Source organism: Micromonospora sp. WMMA1949 (assembly GCF_027460145.1).
GTDB lineage: Bacteria > Actinomycetota > Actinomycetes > Mycobacteriales > Micromonosporaceae > Micromonospora.
The window spans coordinates 5,284,151-5,308,494 of record NZ_JAPZBG010000001.1; the positions used below are offsets into that span (position 1 = coordinate 5,284,151).

At 74.0% G+C, this 24,344-nt stretch carries 18 protein-coding genes; 16 read left to right on the forward strand and 2 right to left on the reverse strand.

All coding sequences use genetic code 11. The features are described 5' to 3' along the window. The first annotated feature begins 118 nt into the window (after nt 1–118). The 8 genes from O7607_RS24625 to O7607_RS24660 all read left to right on the forward strand — a co-directional run bounded on the left by O7607_RS24625 (nt 119) and on the right by O7607_RS24660 (nt 10,963). Nucleotides 119–1,429, forward strand: coding sequence for an ABC transporter substrate-binding protein (locus O7607_RS24625; RefSeq protein WP_269705573.1), 1,311 nt, complete (start codon nt 119–121; stop codon nt 1,427–1,429). Continuing rightward, entirely contained in the window at nt 1,426–2,427 is a 1,002-nt protein-coding gene (locus tag O7607_RS24630; RefSeq protein WP_269705574.1) for a carbohydrate ABC transporter permease, read from the forward strand. Before O7607_RS24625 ends, O7607_RS24630 begins: the two co-directional genes overlap by 4 nt. After that, complete coding sequence (locus O7607_RS24635; RefSeq protein ID WP_269705576.1) at nt 2,424–3,290, forward strand: carbohydrate ABC transporter permease; 867 nt, start codon at nt 2,424–2,426, stop codon at nt 3,288–3,290. The genes O7607_RS24630 and O7607_RS24635 overlap by 4 nt, the downstream gene beginning before the upstream one ends. Before the next feature lie 39 nt (nt 3,291–3,329). Continuing rightward, the gene (locus O7607_RS24640) at nt 3,330–5,654 is read left to right on the forward strand and encodes a glycoside hydrolase family 3 N-terminal domain-containing protein (RefSeq protein ID WP_269705577.1); all 2,325 of its coding nucleotides are present in this window, start codon (nt 3,330–3,332) and stop codon (nt 5,652–5,654) included. 149 nt (nt 5,655–5,803) lie between these two features. Next, complete coding sequence (locus O7607_RS24645) at nt 5,804–6,913, forward strand: glycosyltransferase family 39 protein (RefSeq protein ID WP_269705578.1); 1,110 nt, start codon at nt 5,804–5,806, stop codon at nt 6,911–6,913. A 104-nt stretch (nt 6,914–7,017) separates the two neighbouring features. Beyond that, nucleotides 7,018–8,886: a glycosyltransferase family 2 protein gene (locus tag O7607_RS24650; protein WP_269705579.1), complete on the forward strand. Its 1,869-nt coding sequence runs from the start codon at nt 7,018–7,020 to the stop codon at nt 8,884–8,886. Further along, complete coding sequence (locus O7607_RS24655) at nt 8,880–10,034, forward strand: glycoside hydrolase family 26 protein (protein WP_269705580.1); 1,155 nt, start codon at nt 8,880–8,882, stop codon at nt 10,032–10,034. Before O7607_RS24650 ends, O7607_RS24655 begins: the two co-directional genes overlap by 7 nt. Before the next feature lie 47 nt (nt 10,035–10,081). Beyond that, nucleotides 10,082–10,963 (forward strand): DUF1963 domain-containing protein, encoded by an 882-nt coding sequence (locus tag O7607_RS24660; protein ID WP_269705581.1) that lies wholly within the window; start codon nt 10,082–10,084, stop codon nt 10,961–10,963. A gap of 13 nt (nt 10,964–10,976) precedes the next feature. Here the strand turns inward: O7607_RS24660 and O7607_RS24665 are convergent, their stop codons facing one another. Then, on the reverse strand, nt 10,977–12,317 hold the full coding sequence (locus tag O7607_RS24665; RefSeq protein ID WP_269705582.1) for an aminotransferase class V-fold PLP-dependent enzyme: 1,341 nt from the start codon (nt 12,315–12,317) through the stop codon (nt 10,977–10,979). A gap of 139 nt (nt 12,318–12,456) precedes the next feature. Here O7607_RS24665 and O7607_RS24670 point away from each other — a divergent pair, with 139 nt between their 5' ends. Together O7607_RS24670 and O7607_RS24675 are read left to right on the forward strand one after the other, a co-directional pair. After that, nucleotides 12,457–13,347, forward strand: a complete 891-nt coding sequence (locus tag O7607_RS24670) for an alpha/beta hydrolase family protein (RefSeq protein WP_269705583.1) — start codon at nt 12,457–12,459, stop codon at nt 13,345–13,347. A gap of 93 nt (nt 13,348–13,440) precedes the next feature. Further along, nucleotides 13,441–16,158 carry a helix-turn-helix transcriptional regulator gene (locus tag O7607_RS24675; protein ID WP_269705584.1) on the forward strand — a complete coding sequence of 906 codons (2,718 nt, stop codon included), beginning with the start codon at nt 13,441–13,443 and terminating at the stop codon, nt 16,156–16,158. A gap of 43 nt (nt 16,159–16,201) precedes the next feature. Here the strand turns inward: O7607_RS24675 and O7607_RS24680 are convergent, their stop codons facing one another. Next, nucleotides 16,202–16,960, reverse strand: coding sequence for a class I SAM-dependent methyltransferase (locus O7607_RS24680; protein ID WP_269705585.1), 759 nt, complete (start codon nt 16,958–16,960; stop codon nt 16,202–16,204). Nucleotides 16,961–17,154: 194 nt separating this feature from the next. Here O7607_RS24680 and O7607_RS24685 point away from each other — a divergent pair, with 194 nt between their 5' ends. The 6 genes from O7607_RS24685 (at nt 17,155) to O7607_RS24710 (ending at nt 24,275) form a co-directional block, all read left to right on the forward strand. Next, on the forward strand, nt 17,155–19,422 hold the full coding sequence (locus O7607_RS24685) for an FAD-dependent oxidoreductase (protein ID WP_269705586.1): 2,268 nt from the start codon (nt 17,155–17,157) through the stop codon (nt 19,420–19,422). After that, complete coding sequence (locus O7607_RS24690) at nt 19,419–19,739, forward strand: putative quinol monooxygenase (protein WP_269705587.1); 321 nt, start codon at nt 19,419–19,421, stop codon at nt 19,737–19,739. The genes O7607_RS24685 and O7607_RS24690 overlap by 4 nt, the downstream gene beginning before the upstream one ends. Then, nucleotides 19,736–20,962, forward strand: a complete 1,227-nt coding sequence (locus O7607_RS24695) for a cytochrome P450 family protein (protein ID WP_269705588.1) — start codon at nt 19,736–19,738, stop codon at nt 20,960–20,962. The genes O7607_RS24690 and O7607_RS24695 overlap by 4 nt, the downstream gene beginning before the upstream one ends. A gap of 52 nt (nt 20,963–21,014) precedes the next feature. Beyond that, on the forward strand, nt 21,015–21,680 hold the full coding sequence (locus tag O7607_RS24700) for a TcmI family type II polyketide cyclase (protein ID WP_269705589.1): 666 nt from the start codon (nt 21,015–21,017) through the stop codon (nt 21,678–21,680). A gap of 85 nt (nt 21,681–21,765) precedes the next feature. Then, nucleotides 21,766–22,149: a DUF1622 domain-containing protein gene (locus O7607_RS24705; protein WP_128138377.1), complete on the forward strand. Its 384-nt coding sequence runs from the start codon at nt 21,766–21,768 to the stop codon at nt 22,147–22,149. 68 nt (nt 22,150–22,217) lie between these two features. Beyond that, nucleotides 22,218–24,275 carry a heavy metal translocating P-type ATPase gene (locus O7607_RS24710; RefSeq protein WP_269705590.1) on the forward strand — a complete coding sequence of 686 codons (2,058 nt, stop codon included), beginning with the start codon at nt 22,218–22,220 and terminating at the stop codon, nt 24,273–24,275. The last annotated feature ends 69 nt before the right edge of the window (nt 24,276–24,344 follow it).

Consider the following 24,344-nt stretch of genomic DNA (forward strand, 5'->3'; position numbering starts at 1 on the left):
GCTCTCCCGGGCGGATCGAAGACGATGTCGAAAACGTTATCGATACCGATTGACTTCACGTTACGGCCCTGTAAAACTCCCCGGCAGGTAACCCGGCTATGTGGTCGAGGAGACATCTATGGCGATGAAGCGCCGTGCTGGTGCCGTCCTGGCACTGTTTGTGACAAGCGCCCTGCTGGCCTCCGCGTGCAGTGGTGGTGGCGAGGAGGAGAAGGCCGCCGAGAGCGAGCTGTACAAGAACCCGGTGACGCTGACCTGGTGGCACAACGCCTCGCAGGACGGCCCCGGCAAGACGTACTGGGAGAAGGTCGCCAAGGACTTCTCCGCGGCCCACCCGACCGTCAAGATCGAGATCGAGGCGATCGAGACGAACCAGCTCCAGCGCACCCGGCTCCCCGCCGCGCTGCTGAGCAACGACCCGCCGGACATCTTCCAGGCCTGGGGTGGCGGCGAGATGCGCGAGCAGGTCGAGGCCGACTACCTCAAGGACATCACCGACCAGGTGAAGGGTGAGGTGGCCGACATCGGCAGCCCCGCCGAGATCTGGCAGGTGGAGGGCAAGCAGTACGGCCTGCCGTTCCGGATGGGCATCGAGGGCATCTGGTACAACAAGGACATGTTCGCGAAGGCGGGCATCTCGGCGCCGCCGACCACCTTCGAGGAGCTCAACGCCGCTGTCACCAAGCTCAAGGCCATCAACGTCATCCCGATCGCCCTGGGCGCCGGTGACAAGTGGCCGGCCGCGCACTGGTGGTACAACTTCGCGCTGCGCGCCTGCTCGGTCGACACGCTGAAGAAGGCCTCCAAGGACCGGACCTTCGACGACCCGTGCTTCGTCAAGGCCGGTCAGGACCTGAAGACCTTCATCGACACCAAGCCGTTCCAGAACAACTTCATCGCCACGCCGGGCCAGAACGACCCGACCAGCGCCAACGGCCTGCTCGCCAACGGCAAGGCCGCGATGGAGCTGATGGGCGAGTGGAACCGCGGCACGCTGGACACCGTCGCCACCGACAAGGCGGCCCTGGGCAAGTTCCTCGGCTGGTTCCCGGTGCCGGCGATCTCCGGCTCCGCCGGTGACCCGAAGGCGGCCCTCGGCGGCGGCGACGGCTTCGCCTGCTCCAAGAACGCACCGGCCGAGTGCGTCGAGTTCCTCAAGTACATCGTCAGCCCCGAGGTGCAGAAGGGCTACGCGGCCACCGGCACCGGCCTGCCGGCAGTCAAGAGTGCTGCCGACGGCGTGACCGACCCGGCGCTGAAGTCCATCCTGGAGTCGACCGCGTCGGCCACCTACATCCAGCTCTGGCTGGACACGGCCTTCGGCAGCACCGTCGGCACCGCGATGAACGACGCGATCGTCGCGATCTTCGCCGGCAACGGGACACCTGAGAAGGTCGTCTCGGCCATGAAGGCGGCCGCAAGCAAGTGACGTCCGCATCGCAGACCCGTACGCCCGCCGTCGGCGCGCAAGCGCCGCCGGCGGGCCTCCGGCCCGGCGGCGCACGGGCCGCCTCCCGCCGTGCCGAGACCCGTCGCAAGTGGTACGAGATCATCGGTCTGACCACGCCCGCGATCGTCATCTACGTGATGTTCGTGCTGGTGCCGATGGGCTTCGCGTTCTACTACAGCCTGTTCCGCTGGCGCGGCGTCGGCCCGCCCACCGAGTACGTCGGCTTCCGCAACTACACGCTCGCCTTCCAGGACCCGATCTTCCTCGACGCGCTGCGCAACAACGCGATCATCGTGTTCGGGTCGCTGCTGATCCAGGGCCCGGTCGCGCTGGGCATCGCCCTCCTGCTCAACCGCCGCTTCCGCGGGCGCTCGGCGTTCCGCCTGCTGGTGTTCGTGCCGTACGTGCTGGCCGAGGTCACCGTCGGCATCATGTGGAAGCTGATCCTGACCGAGAAAGGCACGCTCGACGCGCTGCTCCAGTCGATCGGCATGGGCGGCCTGGTACAGGCGTGGCTGGCCGACCTGGACGTGGTGATCTGGACGCTGCTGTTCGTCCTCACCTGGAAGTACGTCGGCTTCGCCATCATCCTGCTGCTCGCCGGCCTGTCGAACGTGCCGCCGGAGCTGAACGAGGCCGCCGAGATCGACGGCGCGAGCTGGTGGCAGATCCAGCGCCACGTCACGCTGCCGCTGCTCGGCCCCACCATCCGGATCTGGATGTTCCTGTCGATGATCGGCTCGTTGCAGGTCTTCGACATGATCTGGGTGACCTCGGTGCCGGCGGTACGGTCCCTCGGCGCCTCGGCCACCATGGCGACGTACATGGTGGACAACGGCTTCTTCGCCCGCCTCTGGGGCTACGGCAACGCGGTGGCCGTGATCCTGTTCGCCATCTCGTTCGTCGCGGCGTTGCTGTTCCAGCGGTTCCTGCTCCGCCGGGACATCGAGGGCGCCATCACCCGGAAGGGGAAGTGACAGTGGCCGTGAACTCCGTATCCGCCCCCTCGGCCGGGCGCCGGCCGGTGCAGTGGAGCTCCCCGCTGACGTACGCGATCGCGCTCGCGGTCGCGGCCGTGTCGATCGCACCCGTCGTGTACGTCGTCGTCGGCGGTTTCCGGACCACGCCGCAGATCGTGAACGACCCGGCCGGCCTGCCGGACCCGTGGGTCTGGGACAACTACTACCGGGTGCTGACCCAGAGCGACTTCTGGAAGCAGGCGTTCAACAGCGCCGTGGTCGCCCTCGGCACCACGCTCGGCGTGGTGGTGCTCGGCATGGCCGCCGCGTTCGTGCTCGCCCGCTACACGTTCCGGGGCCGCGAAGGTCTCTACACCTTCTTCACCCTCGGCCTGCTGTTCCCGGCCGGCGCGGCGATCCTGCCGCTGTACCTCATGCTGCGCGACCTGAACCTGATCAACTCCTACTACGCGGTGATCCTTCCGCAGGTGGCCTTCTCGTTGCCGCTGACGATCGTCATTCTGCGGCCTTTCCTGTCGGCCATTCCGCGGGAGCTGGAGGACGCGGCCGCCATCGACGGCGCCGGCCGGCTCGGCTTCCTCTGGCGGATCGTGCTGCCGCTCTCGCGGCCCGCGATCGTCACCGTCGGCATCCTCGCGTTCGTGGCGAGCTGGAACGCGTTCCTCCTGCCGCTGCTCGTCCTCGGGGACGTCAACCTGCACACGCTGCCGCTGGGCGTGCAGAACTTCTCCAGCCAGTACACCACCGACACCGCGGGCGTCCTCGCCTTCACGTCGCTGGCGATGTTGCCGGCGCTGCTGTTCTTCACCCTGGCGGAGAAGCAGATCGTGGGCGGTCTCCAGGGCGCGGTCAAGGGCTGAGCGGCAGCGGCACCAGCACAACCAGTGGAAAGGCACACCATGACAGAGGTCCACGCGGTGGTGGACGGGCCGGTACCGGCTCAGGCAGGGTCGGACCACGACCGGCCGGACGGGCACGGCGCCGAGGCGCGCGTACGGGAACTGCTCGCTCGCATGACGATCGAGGAGAAGGTCGCGCAGCTCGTCGGGTTCTGGGAGAAGGAGGACGGTGAGGCGGTCGCGCCCCTGCAGGGCGAGTTCGCCTCCACCGGCCGGCTCGAGGACTTCTCCCGGCACGGGCTGGGTCACCTCACCCGCGCCTACGGCACCCGCCCGGTCGACGCCGCGGCCCGCGCGGCCTGGCTGTGGAAGTTCCAGCGGGACCTGGTGACCGGTACCCGGCTGGGCATCCCGGCGATCGTGCACGAGGAGTGCCTGACCGGCCTGTCGGCGTGGAAGGCGGCCACCTTCCCGACGCCGCTGGCCTGGGGTGCCGCGTTCGATCCCGACCTGGTCGCCGAGATGGCGGCGGCGATCGGGGCCTCGATGCGCGCGCTCGGCATCCACCAGGGACTGTCCCCGGTGCTGGACGTGATCCGGGATCCGCGCTGGGGCCGGGTCGACGAGTGCATCGCCGAGGATCCCTACCTCGTCGGCACCATCGGGACCTCGTACGTGCGCGGGCTCCAGTCACAGGGCGTGCTCGCGACGCTGAAGCACTTCGCCGGCTACTCCGGCTCGCGGGCCGGGCGCAACTTCGGCCCGGTGCACGCCGGTCCCCGGGAACTCGCCGACGTGCTGCTGCCGCCGTTCGAGATGGCGATCCTCGACGGCGACGCGCGCAGCGTCATGCACTCGTACGCGGAGATCGACGGCGTGCCGGTCGCGGCCGACCCGACGATGCTCACCGACCTGCTGCGGGACCGGTGGGGCTTCGACGGCACGGTGGTGGCCGACTACTACGGCGTCGCCTTCCTCAGCCTGCTGCACCACGTCGCGGCGGACAACGCGGAGGCGGCCGTGCAGGCGCTGAGCGCCGGCCTCGACATCGAGCTGCCCACCGGCGACGCCTACCTGACCCTGACCGAGTCGGTGCGGGCCGGGGCGGTCGACGAGGCGCTGGTCGACCGGGCGGTGCTGCGGGTCCTGCGCCAGAAGCAGGAACTCGGGTTGCTCGACGCCACGTTCGACGACGAGCCGCCGGGCGCGATCGACCTCGACTCGCCGGAGCACCGGTCGATCGCCCGCCGGCTCGCCGAGGAGTCGGTCGTCCTGGTCGCCAACGAGGGGGTGCTGCCGCTGCCGGCGGGCCGCCGGGTGGCGGTCGTCGGCCCGAACGCCGACCGGCAGGGCGCGCTGTTCGGCTGCTACTCCTTCCTCAACCACGTGCTGGCCCACCACCCGGGCGTGGAGACCGGCTTCGAGGTGCCGACGGTGCTGGAGGCGGTGCGCGCCGAGTTCGGCGCCGACCGGGTCACCTTCGCGGCCGGCTGCGAGGTGGACTCGGCGGACCGGTCCGGGTTCGACGAGGCGGTCGCCGCCGCGTCCGCCGCCGACGTGGCGGTCCTCGTGATGGGCGACCACGCCAGCCTGTTCGGGCGCGGCACCGTCGGCGAGGGCTGCGACCGGGACGACCTGGAGCTGCCCGGCGTGCAGCGCCAGCTCGTCGAGGCGGTGCTGGACACCGGCACCCCCGTCGTCCTGGTGCTGCTCACCGGCCGCCCGTACACGCTCGGCTGGGCGCTGTCCCGGTGCGCGGCGGTGGTGCAGACGTTCTTCCCGGGTGAGGAGGGCGCCGGGGCGATCGCGGGCGTGCTGTCCGGGCGGGTCAACCCGTCCGGCCGGCTGCCGGTCACGCTGCCCGGCTCGGCCGGCGCGCAGCCGTACTCGTACCTGCACCCGGAGCTGGGTGAGGGCATGAACGGCACCAACCTGCCGGCGACGCCGGTGGCGCCGTTCGGGCACGGCCTGTCCTACACCACGTTCGCGTACACCGACCTGACCGTGCCGGCCGAGGTGCCGACCGACGGGTCGCTGCGGGTGTCGGTGCGGGTGACGAACACCGGCCCGGTCGCCGGTGACGACGTGGTGCAGCTCTACGGCCGCGATCTGGTCGCCTCGGTGACCCGGCCGGTCGCGCAGCTGCTCGGCTACCGGCGGGTGAGTCTGGAGCCCGGCGCTTCGGTGACCGTCGAGCTGACCGTCCCCACCACGCGGCTGGCGTTCACCGGCCGCTCGTTCACCCGGGTGGTGGAGCCCGGGGAGGTCGACGTCTGGGTGGGCACGAGCGCCCGGCGCGACGCCCAGGCGCGGACGACGCTGACCGGGGACACCGCCGAGATCACCGCCGCCTCGCCCCGGTGGACGACGACCGACGTTCGCTGAGCCGGGTCCGCCGGTCGTCCACGGGGCGGCCGGCGGACCCTTTCACCTGATATCGGCGTTATGTCGTTTTTGGCTCACTAGGCTCCAGGATGTCATCCAGCTACGGCTGGATCCCGGTCGCCGGCACCCACAGGGATGCGTGAGTCACGATGATGGACGCGGACACCATGGTCCTGCCCCGGCTCGGGGACGCCGCGGTCGAGGACCCGTGGGGTGAGGACCGGCCGCGTCGGGCCGCCGCACGCACCGCGACCGGTGTGCCGGCGCGGTGGCGGATCGCGGCGTGGCTGGTGCCGGCGGTGCTGGCGGGTGCCCTCGGCGCCGCCCGGATCACCGCGTCGGGGCTGAGCACCGGAGAACTGGCGACCCGCCAGGCGGTCACGTCGCGGTGGCACGGGCTCGGCGCCGCGCTGACCGGCGACGAGGTCGCGCTCGGGCCGTACCATCTGCTGCTGCGCGGCTGGGCGGCGCTGTTCGGCGCGGCGGACCTCGCGCTGCGCGTACCGTCCCTGCTGGCCGTGGTCGGCGCCGCGGCCCTGGTTGGCGCGCTCGCCGCCCGGATCGCCACGCCCGCCGCCGGCCTGGCGGCCGGCGTGATCCTCGCGGTGCTGCCGACCTCGATCCGGTACGCGCAGGAAGCGCAGCCGTACGCCCTGGCGGTGTTCGCCGCCGTGCTCGCCACCTGGCTGCTGGTGCCGGTGCTGGACCGGCCGCGACCGCGGCGGCTCGTGCCCTACGCCGGCGCGGTGCTGCTGCTGGGCCTGTGCCAGCCGGTGGCGTTGCTGCTGCTCGCCGGCCACGGCTGGGTCGTGCTGGCGTTCCGTCGCCGCGACGCCGTCAGGTGGCTGGCCGCAGTGGCCCTCGGGCTGCTCCCGGTCGCCGCCTGGTACGCGGCCGGCCTGCGCGACGGCGGGCATCTGGCGTCCGGCGCGTCGCCCGGTGCTGCCGTGCTGGCGGCCACGCCGGGGGACCTGTTCGGCGTCGCCGCGCTCGGCGGCGTGCTGGCCGGGCTGGCCTTGTTCAGTCTTCCGCTGCGGTACCCCGCCGCGATCTGCACCGCCTGGGCGCTGGTGCCGGCGCTCGGGCTGCTGGCGCTGGCGCAGGTCGTGCCGGTCTGGTCGGCGGGGAACCTGCTGTTCACGGTGCCGGCCTGGGCGGTGCTCGGCGGGGTCGCGCTGACCCGGGCGCGTGCCGTCGGTGCGCTCGCCGTACCGGCGCTCGTCGCGCTGCTCGCGGCGGCCGGCCAGCTTCCGTGGTGACCGGCGACGATCGGGCGACCTCTGCCTGATTCGCCCCTTTTGCGGTTGATTGTCGGCTTAGCATTCGGGCGGCTCCTGAGCCGGATGCAGACCATGGGGGAAACGTGGCCGTCGCCGCCGATACACGCCCGTCCCGCGCCACGACGGCCGGGACGCCGGGCGCCCGCCCGACCGCGCCCGTGCCGCCGGAGGCGCCGGGAGACCCGGACCGCCGGCAGCGCAACGTCCGCGCCCGCCTCGCGTACGCCCGCTGCGGCGCCACCGCCGGGCCGCTGCGGCCGCCCCGGCGCCCCGACGCGGCGGTCGAGTTCCGCCCCACCGCCTCGGTCGCCGCGCGGCTGGTCCTGACGCTGCTGGTGCTCGTCAACAGCGCCGCCGGGCTGATCTTCGTCGGCTGGCTGCTGCTGCCCCAGCACGTGCCCGGCCCCGGCGTCGTCGGGCTCGGCGGGTGGCAGACAGTCGCCGCCCGGCTCGCGTTCTGCGTGGTCGTCGGCGTGGAGCTGATCCGCCTGGCGCAGAACGTGGTGGTCTGGGTCTTCGCCTTCCACGCCCGGGACCCGGTGCCCGTCGACCCGCCGGTCGGCCTGCGCGTCGCCCTGCTCACCACGATCGTGCCGAGCAAGGAGCCGATCGAGGTGGCGGAGCGGACGCTGCGCCGGCTCCGGGAGATCGTCTACTGCGGGCACGTCGACGTGTGGATCCTCGACGAGGGCGACGACCCGGCGGTCCGGGCGATGGCCGCGCGGCTCGGCGTCCGCCACTTCACCCGCAAGGGCCGCCCCGAGTACAACCGGCCCGGCGGTGAGTTCCGGGCCCGGACCAAGTCCGGCAACCACAACGCCTGGCGGGCCGAGCACGAGCACCGCTACGACGTGGTCGCGAACGTCGACCCGGACCACGTGCCGTTGCCGAACTTCCTGGAACGCACGCTGGGCTACTTCCGCGACCCGGACGTCGCGTTCGTGGTGACCCCCCAGGTGTACGGGAACATGCACCAGAACTTCGTCGCCCACGGCGCCTCGGTGCAGCAGTATCTCTACAACGGGCTGATCGCGCGCGGTGGCAACGGCCTGGACGCGCCGCTGCTGACCGGCACCGGGCACCTCTACCGCCCGGCGGCCTGGCGGACCATCGGCGGCTACCAGGACTCGATCATCGAGGACCACCTCACCAGCATCCGCGTGCACGCCGCCGTCAACCCGGCCACGGGCAACCGGTGGAAGGGCGTCTATACGCCGGACGTGGTGGCGCTCGGCGAGGGACCGACCTCCTGGGCGGACTACTTCAACCAGCAGAAGCGCTGGGCGGCCGGGATCTGCGAGATCCTGCTCCGCCGCGAGCTGCGCACGCCGCGCGACCTGCCGTCGCGCCGCCGCTGGCAGTACCGGCTGCTCCAGTTCTACTACCCGAGCGTGGCGGTGAGCCTGCTGCTCGGTAACGCCGCCACCGCCCTGTACCTGCTGACCGGCGTCGACGCGGGCCGGCTCGACCCGCAGGTCTGGGCGACGCTGTGGGGTTCCACCATCGGCACGTGGTTCCTGCTCTGGCTCTGGCTGCGCCGCTTCAACATCGCCCCGCACGAGCGGGAGGAGGTGGGCATGACCGGCATGGCGCTCGCGCTGTTCGCCGGTCCGGTGTACGTGGCCGCGGCGGTGGGCGCCCTGCTGCGCCGCAAGCTCGGCTTCGTGGTCACCGCCAAGGGCGCGCTGCGCACGGTGGAGTCGCCGCGCACGTTCCGGCTGCACCTGGGCTGGGCGCTCGCCGCCGCCGGACTGCTCGCGGCGAGCTTCGCGCTCGACCATGACTATCCGCTGCTGCGGGTCTGGCCGGCGCTGACGCTGCTGACCGGGCTCGCGCCGCCGCTGATCTCCTGGGTGGAGAGCTTGCGGGCGCGCCGGGAGCGGACCGCAGAACCGGCCCGGGAACCCCAGGTGGTGCCCCGGCCCGTGACGGACGGCGGTGTGCCGTGCTGAGGCCGACGCTGCCCCGGACAGGCCTGGCGCTGGCCGGGCTGCTGCTGCTCGCGTACGCCTTCGTGGTGGCGCCGGGCGCGTGGCGCGACCCGGGCACCGACGCCGCGGCGCGACGGCCCGCCCCGGCCACGCCGCAGGCGAGCACCGACGTGCCGGCGGCGGCCACGCCGAGCCCGCGCGGCGGTCCGTTCCCGCCGGCCGGGCAGGCGTTCTTCGGCGTGATGACGGACAAGGGACCGTACGACTTCGCGCCGGTCGACAGCTTCGCCGAGGCGGCCGGGCGGTCGCCGCAGGTGATGCTCTTCGGTGCCGACTGGGCGTCGGCGGCATTCGACCGGAGCCTGTTCGACCGGATCGCCGAGCGGGGCATGATGCCGATGCTCGGCTGGGAGCCGTGGGACCACACAGTCGACCGGGAGGCCCGGCGCACCGACCTGACCGACAGGCAGATCGACCGGCTGCGCGCCACCCAGCCGGACTACCGGCTGGCCCGCGTCGCGCGCGGCGACTTCGACACCTACCTGCGCTCCTGGGCGCAGGGGGTACGGTCGCTCGGCTACCCGGTGGCGATCCGCTTCGCGCACGAGATGAACGGCGACTGGTACCCCTGGTGCGAGCGGGCCAACGGCAACCGCCCCGGCGACTACGTCCGGGCCTGGCGGCACGTGCACGACATCTTCACCGAGGCCGGCGCCACGAACGTCACCTGGGTGTGGAGCCCGAACGCCCGCTGGGACAAGACGACCGCCGGGGTCACCGGGCTCTACCCGGGCGACGAGTACGTCGACTGGGTGGGCGTCACCGGCTACTACGGCAGCGGCGCGTTCACCAAGACGTACTGGTCGTTCGACCAGATCTTCGGCCCGACGATCGCCGAGATCCGCAAGGTCACCGGCAAGCCGCTCGTGGTCACCGAGACCGGCGCCGCCGACGCCGCCGGGCACAAGGCGCGGTGGATCCGGGACACGTTCCGCGCGCTGCCCCGCTATCCGAACCTGATCGGGCTGATCTGGTTCGAGGTGGACAAGGAGAAGGACTGGCGCATCGCCGGCTCGCCGGCTGCCGCGACCGCGTTCGCCGAGGCGGTGGCCGCCGAGCGCTACGACGTCACCTGGTCGCCGGCGGTGCGGCCGCGTACCGGGACCTGACCCCGGTCCACACTCCATGTCGGACGGTGCGGCTACCCTCCACGACCATGAACGAGAGAGATCAATTCCGGCGGGCGGCGATCGCGCAGGGTGTGCCCGAGGACGAGGTGGCCCGCTTCGCGGAGCTGATCCGGTTCCGGATCCACGCCTGGCAGCGCGAGGAGGGCGTGCACGCCGGGCGGCGGGGCGGGCGGCCGCGGCTGCCGGTGGGCATGCCGTGGCCCACGTGCCCGAAGGGCTTCCCGTTGCCGTTCCTGCTCCGGCTCGACTGCGCGGCGCTGCCCCGGGTTCCGGACCTCGCCCTGCCGGCCGACGGCACGCTGCTGTTCTTCCTCGACCAGGAGGGCGCACAGGACGCCTGCGGCATCGAGAACGAGAAGGCGTACTCGCGGGTCGTGTACGTCCCGGCCGGCGCCGAGACGGCCGACGGCGAGTACGTCCTACCCGCCGGGACCGCCCGGGAGTCCTTCCTCGCCCCCGAACACGAGATGTACGCCGCCGTCCAGGCGGAGCTGCCGGACTGGCTCGACCGCGCGGAGGAGTGGCTGTGCGACACCCAGATCCAGCTCCTGCGCGACATGCCGCACCGCAAGGAGATGAGCGCGCTGGTCGAACAGCTCTGGCCGGAGCGGGACTGGTGGATTGAGCGCGACGTCTTCGTCGGCGGCTACACCATCTCCGCGCAGGACCCGCCCGAGGTGATCATGATGGACCCGGAGCGGGTTCAGCAGGGATGGTCCCTGCCCCGCGCGGAGCGAATGGTGGCCCGGTACGAGGAAGAACAGCGGGTGATGCGCGAATGGGTGCCGCTGGCCCAGTTCGGCGTACCGGACGAGGAGTACGTCAACGCGCGGTTCCTGATCCGCCACCACGACCTCGCCGCCCGGCGGTTCGACAGGATGCTGTCCTTCTGCGAGTTCACCGAGTGACAGCCGCAGCGGCTCAGACCAGCGTGCGGACCGCCCGCAGCGCCGCCTCCACATCCTGCTCGCCGTTGGCGATCGTCGCGCCGAAGCGCAGGTACGACGGCCGGTAGGGGGTGCTGCTGGCGATCACGCCGGCCGACCGCAGCCGGTTCACCGCCCTCTCCGGCGGCACGCCCGGCACCTCGCAGCAGACCACCCCGGCGGACAGGTCGGCGGCGCGCGGCGTGACCAGCCGGACGCCCCGGATCCCGGCCAGCCCCTCCTTCAGGCGGTCGGCGAGTTCCCGGGTGCGCTCGGCGACCCGGGCCGGACCGATCCGCCGGTGGAACGCGAACGCGTCGGCGAGCGCCCACCGGTGCTCGAAGCTGTGGTAGCCACCGGGCGTGTGCGCCGGCCCGGGCGGCGCGGGCGGCCCGCCGGTGGCGCCGGTGAGCCAGCGGCCGATGACCCGTCTGTCGAAGCTGGGGATCACCGGCGTCATCCGGGCCCACGCCCGCTCGGCGGCCCAGACCAGACCGGTGCCACGCGGCCCGAGCAGCCACTTGTGGCAGCCGGAGACCAGCACGTCGCAGCCGAGTTGCTCCGGTGTGGACGCGTCGGCGCCGAAGCCGTGCACCGCGTCGAGACAGAGCAACGCCTCCGGGCTGCGCTCGCGGACCACCTCGGCCAGCCGGCGTACCGGCAGCTTCACCCCGGTGCTGGAGTGCACCCAGGTCAGCGCCACCACACGGGTGCGGGGCGTGAGCGCCGCGGTCAGGCCCGCGACCATCTCGTCCACGCCGGCCGTGGCGGCGTCCCGGTAGAGGCGGGCCCGGCGCACTGTCACCCCGTCGCGTTCGGCGCGCAACCGCAGCGACTCGTGCGTGGCGTAGAAGTCGTGCTCGGTGGTCAGCACCTCGTCGCCGGGCCGCAGTCGGACCGCGCTGTAGACCAGGCCGAGGCCCATGGTGGTGGAGTCGGTGAGCGCGATCTGGTCCGGCCGGGTGCCGAGGTGCCCGGCCGCCGCGTCGAGCACCGCGCGGTCCAGCCGTTCCTCGTGGAGCCCCAGATAACCAGCGGCGTCCCGGTCGAGGCCGGCGCGGTGGATCGCCACGGCGGCCCGTACCGGGGCCGGGTGCGGGGCGAACACGAACGTGGCCAGGTGCGCCCGGGAACGGTCGAGCGCGAACTGGGCGCGGACACTGTCCCAGCTGGCCGGATCCAGGGCGGGCGCGTCGTCGGGGGCCGCGGTCCCGCCCGCCGGGCGGTCCGGCTCGCAACCGGTGGCCAAACCGGTCACGCCGGCCGCCGCGGTCGCGCCGAGCAGGTGCCGCCGGGTCAGCTGCCGCCGGGTGAGGTGCCGCCGGGTCGGGTGCATGAGGCAATCGTCCGCCGCGCATGTCACGGCCGGGTCACCGTCGGTGCCGGGGGACCGGTGATTTCACCGATGCGCGCCGGTGGCCCGGGCACGGATGCTGACGCATGTCGATGTAATTCCGGCGCAAGGAGTGACCGACGTGCCCACCACCATCCGTTCCCGTACCCCCGTCCGTGCCCTCGCCCGCTTCGCCGTGGCGGCTCTGCTCGCCACCGGCGGCGCCCTCGCCGTCCCGGCCGCGGCGAGCGCCGAAAGCCCCTACGAGCGCGGTCCGGCTCCCACGAGCGCCATCCTGGAGGCCAGCCGCGGCCCGTTCGCCACCTCGTCGATCAACGTCTCCTCGTTGAGCGTGACCGGCTTCGGCGGCGGCGTCATCTACTACCCGACCAGCACCGCCGAGGGCACCTTCGGCGCGGTCGCCATCTCGCCGGGCTACACCGCCTCCTGGTCCAGCCTCAGCTGGCTCGGGCCGCGGATCGCCTCGCACGGCTTCGTGGTGATCGGCATCGAGACCAACACCCGGCTGGACCAGCCGGACAGCCGGGGGCGCCAGCTCCTGGCCGCGCTGGACTACCTGACCCAGCGCAGTTCGGTGCGGGGCCGGATCGACTCCTCCCGGCTCGCCGTGGCCGGACACTCGATGGGTGGCGGCGGCAGCCTGGAGGCCGCGGCGGCCCGGCCGTCGTTGCAGGCCGCCGTCCCGCTCGCGCCGTGGAACCTGGACAAGAGCTGGTCCGAGGTGCGGGTGCCGACGCTCATCATCGGCGGCGAGACCGACAGCGTGGCGCCGGTCGCGACCCACTCGATCCCGTTCTACAACAGCATCCCGGCGTCCTCGGAGAAGGCGTACCTGGAGCTGGACGGCGCGAGCCACTTCTTCCCGCAGACGACGAACACGCCGACGGCGAAGCAGATGGTGGCCTGGCTGAAGCGGTTCGTCGACGACGACACGCGCTACGAGCAGTTCCTCTGCCCGGGCCCGAGCGGGTCGGCGATCCAGGAGTACCGCAACACCTGCCCCAGCTCCTGATCCCCGCCGCTCCCGGGGTGGCCGCCACGGCGGTCACCCCGGGAGCGTGTCCGCCTCTTTTCCGACGGGTTGCCCATCTGTGACACTGCATGCATGGTTTCTGCATCGACAGTGCATATAGCCCTCTGGGGCCGGGACGACGAGTGCGACGCGATCCGCCGGCTCCTCGACCGCGACGACGGCGGCGCGCTGCTGTTCCACGGGCCGCCCGGCTCGGGGCGCACCGCCCTGCTGGCGTACGCCCGCCAGTCGGCGGGCCGGCGCGCGGTGCTCAGCGGCGCCGGCGTGGCCGACGAGGCGACACTGCCCTACGCCGGGCTGCACCGCCTGCTCGACCCGGTGCTCGACGCGGACACCGCGCTCCCGGTGCGGCAGCGCCGGCTGCTGCGCCGCGCACTCGGTGGCGACGGGTGCCCGGCCGAGCAGCGGCTGGCCCTCGCCGCGGCGGTGCGGTCCCTGCTCGCCGCCGCCGCGGCGGACCGGCCGCTGCTGTGCACCGTGGACGACCTCGACGCCGGCGATCCGCAGAGCGCCTGGACCCTGGCGGTGGTGGCGCGCCGGCTGCGCCGGCTGCCGGTGGCGATGCTGCTGACCGCGACCGCACCCGCCACCGTCGACGGCGTACCGGCCCACCGGCTTCTTCCGCTGCACGCCCACGAGTGCCACGCCATGCTGGCCGGGCTGCGGGAGCGGCCGTCCGCGCCGGTGGCCGCCGCGCTGGCCGCGCTCAGCCGGGGCAGCCCGGCCGCGCTCGCCGACCTGGCCGGCACGCTCACCCCCGCCCAGTGGCGAGGCGAGGCGCCGCTGCCCGACACGCCGCCGGTGGACGGCGCGCTCGCCGCCGCGTACCGGGCCCGACTGGACCGGCTGCCGGTCCCGACCCGGCGCATGGTCCTGCTCGCCGCGCTCGACCCCGGCGACGACCCGGGCATCCTGGTCCGCGCCGCCTGGGCGGCCGGCCTGACCGTCGAGACGCTCGCGCCCGCCGAGGCCGCCGGCCTGCTGCGCACCGGGCCCGGCGGCGTGACGTTCCCGCACCCGCTCGCCCGCACGATGATCACCGCCGTCGCGCCGCTCGCCGACCTGCGCGCGGCCCACCTGCTGCTGGCCGGCACGCTCGCCGAGGGCACGCTGGGCCGGGCGCTGCGCCACGCCATCGCCGCCGACTGTCCGGCCGACACGCTCGCCGCCGAGTTGAGCGCGGCGGTCGACGAGGTGCCGGACCGCGCCGCCGCGGCGGTCGTGCTGCGCCGCGCCGCCGAACTGAGCCCCGACCCCGGCCGCGCCGCCGAGCTGACCGTCGCGGCGGCGCGGTGCGCCTGGACCGCCGGCGACCCGGACGAGGCCCGCGGGCTGCTGCGAGGCTTGACCGGCGCGTCGCCCGCCGAGCGTCGCGCCGACCTGCTCCGCGGCGAGATGCAGCTGCGCTGCGACGCGCCCGCCGCCGCGGTCGCCACGCTGCTGGCCGCCGCCGACGCGGTCGCGCCGGCCGACCGGCGGGCCGCGTTGCTGGCGCTGGTCCGGGCCGGCGAGGCCATCTGCGTCACCGGCGACCAGTTCCGGTACGCCGAGGTGGCCCGCCGGGCCGAGGCGCTGCGGCGTCCCGGCGACCCGCCCGAGCTCGATCTGCTGGCCACGTTCGCCTCGGGGGTCGGGGCGACACTGCGCGGCGACCACGCGCGTGGCGGTCCGGCGCTGCGCCGGGTCGTCGTTCTCGGCGGCCGGCTGACCGGGCTCGCGCTCACCCCCGGCGCGCTCGTCTGCGCCGCCGCGGCCGCACTGCTGGTGGCAGTGGACGGTCCCGCGCACCGGCTCGCCGGCCGGGCGGTCGAGGTGGCCCGCTCGCGCGGCGAGCTGTCCCTGCTGCCCCGGGCACTGGAGCTGCGGGCCGTCGCCGAGTACTGGCTGGGCCGGCACGAGGCCGCGGCGGAGACCGCCCGCGAGGGCGTGCGCGCCGCCCGCGCCACCGGCCAGCACGTCTGCGCCCAGGTGCACCTCGGCATCCTCGCCGTGCTGGCCGCGGTCCGCGCCGACCGGGACGCCGCGCTGGCCCGGATCGCCGAGATCGGTGACGGGGCCGCGCCGGGGAGCCGGCCGGACGCGTACGCCCGCTGGGCGCTGGGCGTGCTGGACCTCATCGACGGCCGCTACGCCGACGCGGTGGCCCGGCTGTCCGCGCTGGCCCGTACCGGCACCGGGCGAGGTCAGGTGCTGGTCCAGGTGATGGCCACGCCGTACCTGGTGGAGGCCGCCGCCCACGACGGCGGGCGGCCGGCCGCCGCGCTGGCCGTGTTCGACCACTGGGCCAGCAGTACGGCGAGCCCGTCGCGGCGGGCGCTCGCCGCGCGCTGCCGGGCGCTGCTCGCACCCCGGGGTGGCCCGGAGGCCGAGCGGGAGTTCCACGCGGCGCTGCGGCTGCATCCGGCCGACACCGACCGGTTCGAGCGCGCCCGCACCGAGCTGCTCTTCGGCCGCGAGCTGCGTCGCCGGCGCCGCCCCCGGGACGCCCGGGCGCACCTGCACCGGGCGCGGGAGGCGTTCACGCTGCTCGGCGCCACCGTGTGGGCCGACCGGGCGGGGGAGGAGCTGCGCGCGGCGGGGGAGTCGGTCGGGCCGGTGCGGCACGGCCCGGAGCAGTTGCTGACCGGGCAGCAGCTGCACATCGCCCGGCTGGTCGCGGAAGGGGCGACCAACCGGGAGATCGCCACCCGGATGTGCCTGTCCACCCGGACCGTCGACCACCACCTGCGCAACGTCTTCCACCGCCTCGGCGTGCGCTCCCGCACCGAACTGGCCCGCCTGTTCGCCTGAGCGCCGGACCGGGCCGGGGCCGGGTTCGGCCCGCCGGCCGGGGTCAGCGCAGCGCGGCCACCGCGGCGTCCGCGCCGCCGCGCCAGAGCACGCCGGCCTCGGTGAAGCCGGCCGCGCGCAGCGCGTCCAGGTGCCACGCCGCGGGCGGGGTCCACTCCGGGCTGTGCCCGGTCGGGTAGATCTGCCGGCGCTTCTCCACCAGCGGCCCGAGCACCGGGTCGTCGGCGGCCTGCGACCACCAGCCCGACCAGGACAACGCCGCGCCCGCGCGCTGCCGGGCGGCCCGTAGCTCGCGGGCGCGGGCGGACAGCCGCTCGCCGAGGACCGGCATCGCGTCGTCGGGCATGTGGTCGGCGTTGACGAACACGCCGCCGGGGCGGAGCACGTCGCGGATCTCGCCGTACAGCTGCGCGAGGCGCGGACCGTCCACCCAGTGCAGCGCGGTGGCCGTGAGCACCGCGTCGTAGTCCCGGTGCGGGAGCGCGGCGGTCCAGTCGGACCGGTTGAGGTCGGCGGTCACCACGGTGGCCCGACCGGCGAGCGCCGCCTCGGCGAGGGTGAGCAGCACCGGGTCGAGGTCGAGCACCGTCACCTCGGCGTCGGGCCGGCGGGCCAGCGTCCGCAGGCTGATCGAGCCGGTGCCGCCGGCCAGGTCGAGCACGCGCGGCGGCCGGTCGCCGACGACCGCCTCGACCGCGTCGAGCATCGCCGCGAAGCGGTGCTCCCGGTCCGGCATGAACGTCTCCTGCTGCCGGTCCCAGCTCTCCTGCCAGGCGCGCACATCCAAGTCGTAAGGAGTCATGCCGCTGACGATAGTTACCGGTCGGCGTTCCTGTCGAGGCTTGTTGCCAACTTTTTGCAATAAGCGGGAGCGTCCCGGCGGCGTCACCGGCAACGGACGTCCGGCGGGGCGACGGTGACGAGGCGGTGACGCGCGCTGCGGCAGGGTCGCGGCACGACGACGGCACCGTACGAGGGGGCTGCATGATCAGGACGATGCTCCGGCTGCGCGCGCGCCCCGGCTGCGAGCCCGCGGTCGGACCAGCGTTCGAGACGGTCGCCGGTCAGCTCGGCGCGCTGGCCGGGAACCTGCGGCACGAGCTGCTGCGGGACGCCCTCGACCCGCGCGGCTTCGTCGTCGTCACCGAGTGGGCCGACGAGGCGGCGCTGCGCGCGTACCGGCGGGGGCCGGTCGCGGCCCGCCTGGCCGGCCTGCTCCGGCCGCTGACCGAGCCGGCGGACGGCCCCGGCTACCCGCTGCTGCGGGAGACCGGGGACGGAACGGGTCCGGTCTACGTGGACGTCGAGCTGACCGTGCCGCGCGACCGGCTCGCCGAGTTCCACAGCGGCTACCCCGAGGTGGTCCGGCGGATGGCCGCGATACCCGGCTACCGCCGCGAGCAGCTGCTGCGCGAACCCGGCTCGGACATCCACCACATCTTCGCCGAGTGGGACGGCGCCGCGCCGTTCCTCGCCTGGATCGGCGACCCGGCCCACGCCTCGGCGCAGGCCGGACCGATCGCACCGTTCCTTCTCGACATCCGGCGCCGGCTGTTCCACGTCGTGCCCGACGCGGACGACCGCCGACACCCCACCACGGGCTGGGAGGCCGACGTGCACAGGACAACAGACGTACTCGTCGTCGGGGCGGGGCCCACCGGGCTGACCGCCGCCGTCGAACTGGCCCGCCGGGGCATCGACTGCCTGGTGATCGACAAACAGGTCACCCCGCCCGGCCACGCCGACAAGGCGATCGGCGTGCACTGCCGCACCATGGAGATCTGGGAGGAGCAGGGCGTCGTCCGGGACGCCATGGACGCCGGCATCTGGCTCACCGGCAACATGGTCTTCGTCAACGGCGAGCAGACCCACCGGATGAGCTGGGAACTGCCCGGCCTGCCGTACGCCCACCTCGGCCTGCCCCAGTACGAGACCGAGCGGATCCTCACCGACAGGCTGGCCACGCTCGGGGTGCGCCCGCAGCGCGGCGCCGAACTCGTCGACTTCACCCAGGACGCCGACGGCGTGACCGCCACCGTCCGCACCGCCGACGGCGGCACCGAGACGGTACGCGCGGCGTACCTGATCGGCGCCGACGGCGCGCACAGCCGGGTACGGGAGCGGCTGGGGCTCACCTTCACCGGCGGACTGGGCCGGTTCCCGCAGCTGTTCATGCTGGTGGACGTCGACGTCGACTGGGACATGCCGGACGGGCACCTGCTGCGGTTCCTGCACATGACCGACGGGCAGATGGACGGGATGCTGGTCTGCGTACCGCTGCGCGGCGAGCACCGCTACCGCATCGCCACCCTCGCGCCGCCCCGCTTCTTCGCCCAGACCGGCGGGCGCGACGCCCCGCCCGGCTTCAGCGAGGAACTCGACGAGCCGACCATCGCCGACGTGCAGGCCGCGCTGGACCGCCTCGCGCCGCCCGGCACCCGGGCGACCAACCTTCGCTGGTCCTCGGTGTTCCGGATCAGCCATGGCATCGTCGACCGCTACCGCGACGGGCGCGTGTTCGTCGCCGGGGACGCCGCCCACCTGCATCCGCCCGCCGGCGGGCAGGGCATGAACACCGGCATCCAGGACACCTGGAACCTGGCGTGGAAGCTGGCGCTGGCGGTACGCGGGCTCGCCGCGCCCGGCCTGCTGGACAGCTACGAGACCGAGCGGCGCCCGGAGGGCGAGGAGATCGTCGGCCGCGCGGTCCGGATGGCCGGCACCGAGGAGGTGGACCGCGCCGACCTGGAACGCCAGTTCCTCCAGGAGATGTCCATGCTGCTCAGCTACGCCGGCAGCCCGCTGGTCGGGGAGACCGTCGCCGATCCGGCCGCGCTCGGTGACGCGCCCCGCCCCGGCGACATCGCGCCCGACGTGGACGGGCTGCGCCGGCGCGGCGTCGGCCACCCGCTGCGGCTGCGCGACCTCACCCGGGGCACGCGGCACACGCTGCTGCTCTACGCCGACGCGACCGCCGGCGCGGGGGAACTGGCCGCGCTGACCGGGCTGTGCGCCGACGCGCGCCGGCTCACCGGCGGTGAACTCGAGGCGTACCTGCTGCTCGACCCGGACGCGGACGAACCGCGACTGCTCGACCCGCCGGTGGTGCGCGACGCCGAGCGTCGCTTCCGCGCCGGGTACGGGCTGACCGGCACCGGCCTGTACCTGATCCGCCCGGACGGACACGTCGGGTTCCGGGGCGCGCCGGTCGACCCGGACGCGCTGCGCAAGCACCTGCACCTGGTGTTCGGGAGCGCGCGGTGAGCCGGGTCCGGACCGTGCTGTCGATGCGGACCCGGGCGGGCTGCGAGGAACGCTTCGAGGCCGAGTGGCTCACCGCCGCCGAAGAGATCCGCACGCTGGACGGCTGCCTGCACCAGGACCTGGTCCGCGACGCCGACGACCCGCGCAGCTACCTGATCATCAGCGACTGGGCCGACCGTGAGCGGCTGGACGCGTTCGGCCGCAGCGCGCACCGGGACCGGCTGCTGAGCATCATCCGCGAGCTGCGCGAATCCGCCGACCGGCACACCTACCAGGTGCTGCACAGCGTGGCCGGCGAACCGGGGGAGAGGCGATGACCGACGACGTGATGCCCGCGAGCGAGCTGTACACCGACGCGTTCGCGGCCGACCCGTACCCCGCGCTGGCCCGGCTGCGCGCGGACCGGCCGGTCTGCCCGGTCGGCTCGCCGCGCTTCGACTCCTGGCTGATCACCCGCTTCGACGACGCGCGCACCGCGCTGACCGACCCGCGCCTGTCCAAGGACCTGTACGGCCCGGAGCAGCACTACCTGAAGATCTTCGGCCCGAACTCCGAGGGCCTGAACCGCAACATGCTCAACTCCGACCCGCCGGAGCACACCCGCCTGCGCCGGGTGGTGTCGCAGGCGTTCGCGCCCCGGCGGATCGAGGCGCTGCGCCCCCGGGTGGCGTCGATCGTCGACCAGCTCATCGACAAGATGGCGCCGCACGGCGAGGCGGACCTGATGCACGAGTTCGCCATCCCGCTGCCGATGACAGTCATCTGCGAACTGCTCGGCGTGCCGCCGGCCGACCACGACCGGGTGCTCGACTGGACCCAGGTCATCCGCACCTCCGGCTCCACCAGCCGGCCCCCGGCGCAGGAACGGGCCGCGGTGCAGGAGGCCCAGCTCCGGCTGCACCAGTACCTGGCCGGGCTGGTCCGCGCCAAGCGTGACGACCCGGCCGACGACATCATCGGCGCGCTGATCAAGGCGGTCGACGGGGACGGGACGCTGTCCGAGGCGGAACTGGTCACCACCACGTTCCTGCTCCTGTTCGCCGGGCACCAGACCACCGCCGACTTCCTCGGCAACGCCGTGCTGGCCCTGCTCACCCACCCCGAGCAGATGGAACTGCTGCGCACCACGCCGCGGCTGCTGCCGGCCGCGATCGAGGAACTGCTCCGGTTCGACGGACCGCTGCCGGTGGCCAGCCCGCGCATCGCCACCGAGGACGTCGACTACCAGGGCGTCCGCATCCCGCGCGGCGCGATCGTCGGGGTGGCGATCAACGCGGCCAACCACGACCCGGCGCACTTCGCCGACCCGGACCGGCTGGACCTGCGCCGGGTCCGGGGCCCGCACCTCGGGTTCGGGCACGGCGTCCACTACTGCCTGGGCGTCTCGCTGGCCCGGATGGAGGCCGAACTCGCGCTCGGGGCGCTGCTGCGCCGGCTGCCCGGACTGCGCCTCGGCGTGCCGCTCGCGCAGGTGCGCCGGCTCCCGGCCGCCTCGCCGTTCCGCGGCCTGCTGGAACTGCCCGTCACCTTCACCGCCTGACGGCGCCGCCGTCGCGCGCCCCCGTCCTCGTCGCAATCATCAAGGAGCAGTCATGGTCTTCCGCAACGTGATCGTCTGTCACATGGTCCCCGGCAGCGAGCAGATCGTCGGCGGCGTGTTCGGCCACTACGACCAGGCCACCCGCCCGCAGGACCTGGGCGTCATCGGCCGGTACCTGCTGTCGCACCACGACCTCTACATCCACGTGATCGAGCGGGAGCAGGACCCGCGGATCTCCGGGCAGACCCGTGGCCTGCCCGCCTTCCAGAAGATCGCCGAGGAGATCGGGCCGTACGTCACCCCGTACCCGCGCTACTGGAAGAACCCGTCGGACTCGGTGGCGAAGGAGTTCTACCACTGGGCGCCCGAGGGCGAGCCGCCCGCCGACACCACGCTCACCGTGATCGTCGGGCGGATCAAGCCGGGCGCCGAGCCGGACGTCGCACGGGTCTTCGGCGAGTCCGACGCCGGGTCGCTCCCGGCCGACCTCGGCGTCACCGGGCGCTGGCTCTACTCGATCGACGACGTCTACGTGCACCTGCTCGAACAGGAGTCGTCGGTGGCCGAGGCCACCCGCGACCGGCACGGCGACAAGCCGGCCTTCGGCAAGGTGATGCAGGACCTGGGCCCGTACATCGAGCCGTACCGGCCGGAGAAGTGGCAGGGCCCGCAGGACTCCGTCGCCACCGTCTTCTACCGCTGGCAGGCCCAGGACTGACCCGATCCACGCTCCCGTGCACCGGGAGCGCGGAAACGCCGCCCCCCGCCACCGGCCGTACGCCAGGCTGGTGCGGGGGTGCCCGGTGTCGACGAAGGAGATCGTCCAGCACGTCGGGGCGCTGCTGGACCTGGCCGGGGTGCTCGTCATCGCGGTCGGCGTCGCAGTCGCCACGGCGGTGTTCGCGGTGCGCTGCGCCCGGACCCGGCAGGTGGTCGCGCACTACCGGGCGTACCGGCAGGGGGTCGGCCGGGCCATCCTGCTCGGCCTGGAGTTCCTGGTCGGTGGCGACATCATCCGTACGGTCGCGGTGTCGCCCACGTTCACCAGCGTCGGCGTGCTGGCGCTGATCGTGCTGGTCCGCACGTTCCTCAGCTTCTCCCTCGAGGTGGAACTGGACGGCCGGTGGCCCTGGCAGGGCCGGACCCCCGCCGACCGGCCGAGCGTGGGCGCCCGCCCGCAGCGCTGAACGCCGGCCGACATGTCGGCCGGCGCGGGATGCGCCGGACAGTACCCCCAGGGGGTATGGTGGGCGGCATGGAGCACGGATCCGGTCACGACACCGCCCACCACGGCGACCACGGCGGCGGGCACGGCGCGCACGCGGGGCACGACCCGGAGCAGTTCCGCCGCCGGTTCTGGCTGAGCCTCGCGCTCACAGTGCCGATCGTCGCCACCAGCCACATGGTGATGGACTGGTTCGGCTACTCCCTCGAGTTCCCGGGCGTGCGCTGGGTCGGCCCGGTGCTGGGCACCGTCGTGTTCGCGTACGGCGGCTGGCCGTTCCTTACCGGCGGGCTGCGTGAGCTGCGCGAGCGTGCCCCCGGGATGATGCTGCTGATCTCGATGGCGATCGTGGTCGCGTACCTCGCCTCGGCCGCCACCAGCCTCGGCCTGTTCGACCTGGACTTCTGGTGGGAGCTCGCCGCGCTGGTCACCATCATGCTGCTCGGCCACTGGCAGGAGATGCGGGCGGTCGGGCAGGCGCGTGGTGCGCTCGGCGCCCTCGCGGCGCTGCTGCCCGACGACGCCGAGCGCCTGGACGACGCCGGGCAGCCGCATCCGGTGCCCGTCGGCGAGCTGCGGGTGGACGACCTGGTGCTGGTGCGCCCCGGCGGGCGGGTGCCGGCCGATGGGCGGATCGTCGAGGGCGCCGCCGAGCTGGACGAGTCGATGATCACCGGCGAGTCGCGGCCGGTGGCGCGTGCCGCCGGTGACCGGGTGGTCGCCGGCACCGTCGCCACCGACTCCACCCTCCGGGTACGCGTCGAGGCCGTCGGCGCGGACACCGCGCTGGCCGGTATCGGGCGGCTCGTCGCGCAGGCGCAGGCCTCCGGCGGGCGCGCGCAGGTGCTCGCCGACCGGTTCGCCGCGCTGCTGTTCTACCTGGCGGCGTTCGCCGGCCTGGCGACGTTCGCGGTGTGGGCGCTGCTCGGCGACAGCGACCAGGCGGTGGTACGCACCGTGACCGTGCTGGTGATCGCCTGCCCGCACGCGCTCGGCCTGGCGATCCCGCTGGTGGTGGCGCTGTCCACCGCGCTGTCGGCCCGCGCCGGCATCCTGGTCAAGGACCGGCTCGCGCTGGAGCGGATGCGCACCGTCGACACCGTCCTGTTCGACAAGACCGGCACGCTCACCACCGGCCGGCACACGGTCACCGGCGTGGCCGCGACAGGCGGGCTCGACGAGGCGGCCGCCCTGGCGCTGGCCGGCGCGGTCGAGGCGGACAGCGAGCACCCGCTGGCCCGGGCGCTCGTGACCGCCGCCGACGCCCGTGGCGCCCGCCCGGCCGCGCGCGGCTTTCGTGCGCTCACCGGCCGGGGCGTGCGCGCCACGGTGGACGGCGTCGACTGGGCGGTCGGCGGGCCTGCGCTGCTGCGCGAACTCGGCGCCCCGGTGCCGGGCGACCTGGCCCGGGCCGCGCAGGAGTGGTCGGGTCGCGGTGCCGCGGTCCTGCACCTGGTCCGGCTGCCCGAGGGCGGAGCGCCGGAGGTGGTTGCCGCGTTCGGGCTGGAGGACCAGGTCCGCCCGGAGGCGCGGGCCGCCGTGGTCGAGCTGCGCGACCTCGGCGTACGCAAGATCGTGATGATCACCGGCGACGCGCGTCCGGTGGCCGAGGCGGTCGCCGCCGACCTCGGGTTCCGGCCCGGCGTCGACGAGGTCTTCGCCGAGGTGCTCCCGGCCGACAAGGACAAGGCGGTGGCCGAGCTGCGCGACCGGGGACTGACCGTGGCGATGGTGGGCGACGGCGTGAACGACGCACCGGCGCTTGCGCGCGCCGACGTCGGGCTGGCCATCGGTGCCGGCACCGATGTGGCGATCGAGTCCGCCGGGGTGGTGCTCGCCGGCTCCGACCCGCGCGGCGTCGGCGGCGTGATCCGGCTGTCCCGCGCCACGTACCGGAAGATGCGGCAGAACCTCGCCTGGGCGGCCGGCTACAACGTGGTCGCGATCCCGCTCGCCGCCGGTGTGCTGGCCTGGGCCGGGATCGCGCTCAGCCCGGCCCTGGGCGCGGTGCTGATGTCCGCCTCCACCATCGTCGTGGCGCTCAACGCCCAACTGCTGCGCCGGGTCCGGATCGCGCCGGCCGACTGAGTCGCAGCTCCGGCTCCCGAACGGCAGGAAGGCTTGCGGCTGCGAGCGAACATGCCCCTTCCGGCCCGC

Coding starts and splice junctions, on each gene's coding strand:
- O7607_RS24625 (WP_269705573.1), top strand. CDS start 119: ATGGCGATGAAGCGCCGTGCTGGTGCCGTCCTGGCACTGTTTGTGACA.
- O7607_RS24640 (WP_269705577.1), top strand. CDS start 3,330: ATGACAGAGGTCCACGCGGTGGTGGACGGGCCGGTACCGGCTCAGGCA.
- O7607_RS24645 (WP_269705578.1), top strand. CDS start 5,804: ATGATGGACGCGGACACCATGGTCCTGCCCCGGCTCGGGGACGCCGCG.
- O7607_RS24660 (WP_269705581.1), top strand. CDS start 10,082: ATGAACGAGAGAGATCAATTCCGGCGGGCGGCGATCGCGCAGGGTGTG.
- O7607_RS24665 (WP_269705582.1), bottom strand. CDS start 12,317: ATGCACCCGACCCGGCGGCACCTCACCCGGCGGCAGCTGACCCGGCGG.
- O7607_RS24675 (WP_269705584.1), top strand. CDS start 13,441: ATGGTTTCTGCATCGACAGTGCATATAGCCCTCTGGGGCCGGGACGAC.
- O7607_RS24680 (WP_269705585.1), bottom strand. CDS start 16,960: ATGACTCCTTACGACTTGGATGTGCGCGCCTGGCAGGAGAGCTGGGAC.
- O7607_RS24685 (WP_269705586.1), top strand. CDS start 17,155: ATGCTCCGGCTGCGCGCGCGCCCCGGCTGCGAGCCCGCGGTCGGACCA.
- O7607_RS24695 (WP_269705588.1), top strand. CDS start 19,736: ATGACCGACGACGTGATGCCCGCGAGCGAGCTGTACACCGACGCGTTC.
- O7607_RS24700 (WP_269705589.1), top strand. CDS start 21,015: ATGGTCTTCCGCAACGTGATCGTCTGTCACATGGTCCCCGGCAGCGAG.
- O7607_RS24710 (WP_269705590.1), top strand. CDS start 22,218: ATGGAGCACGGATCCGGTCACGACACCGCCCACCACGGCGACCACGGC.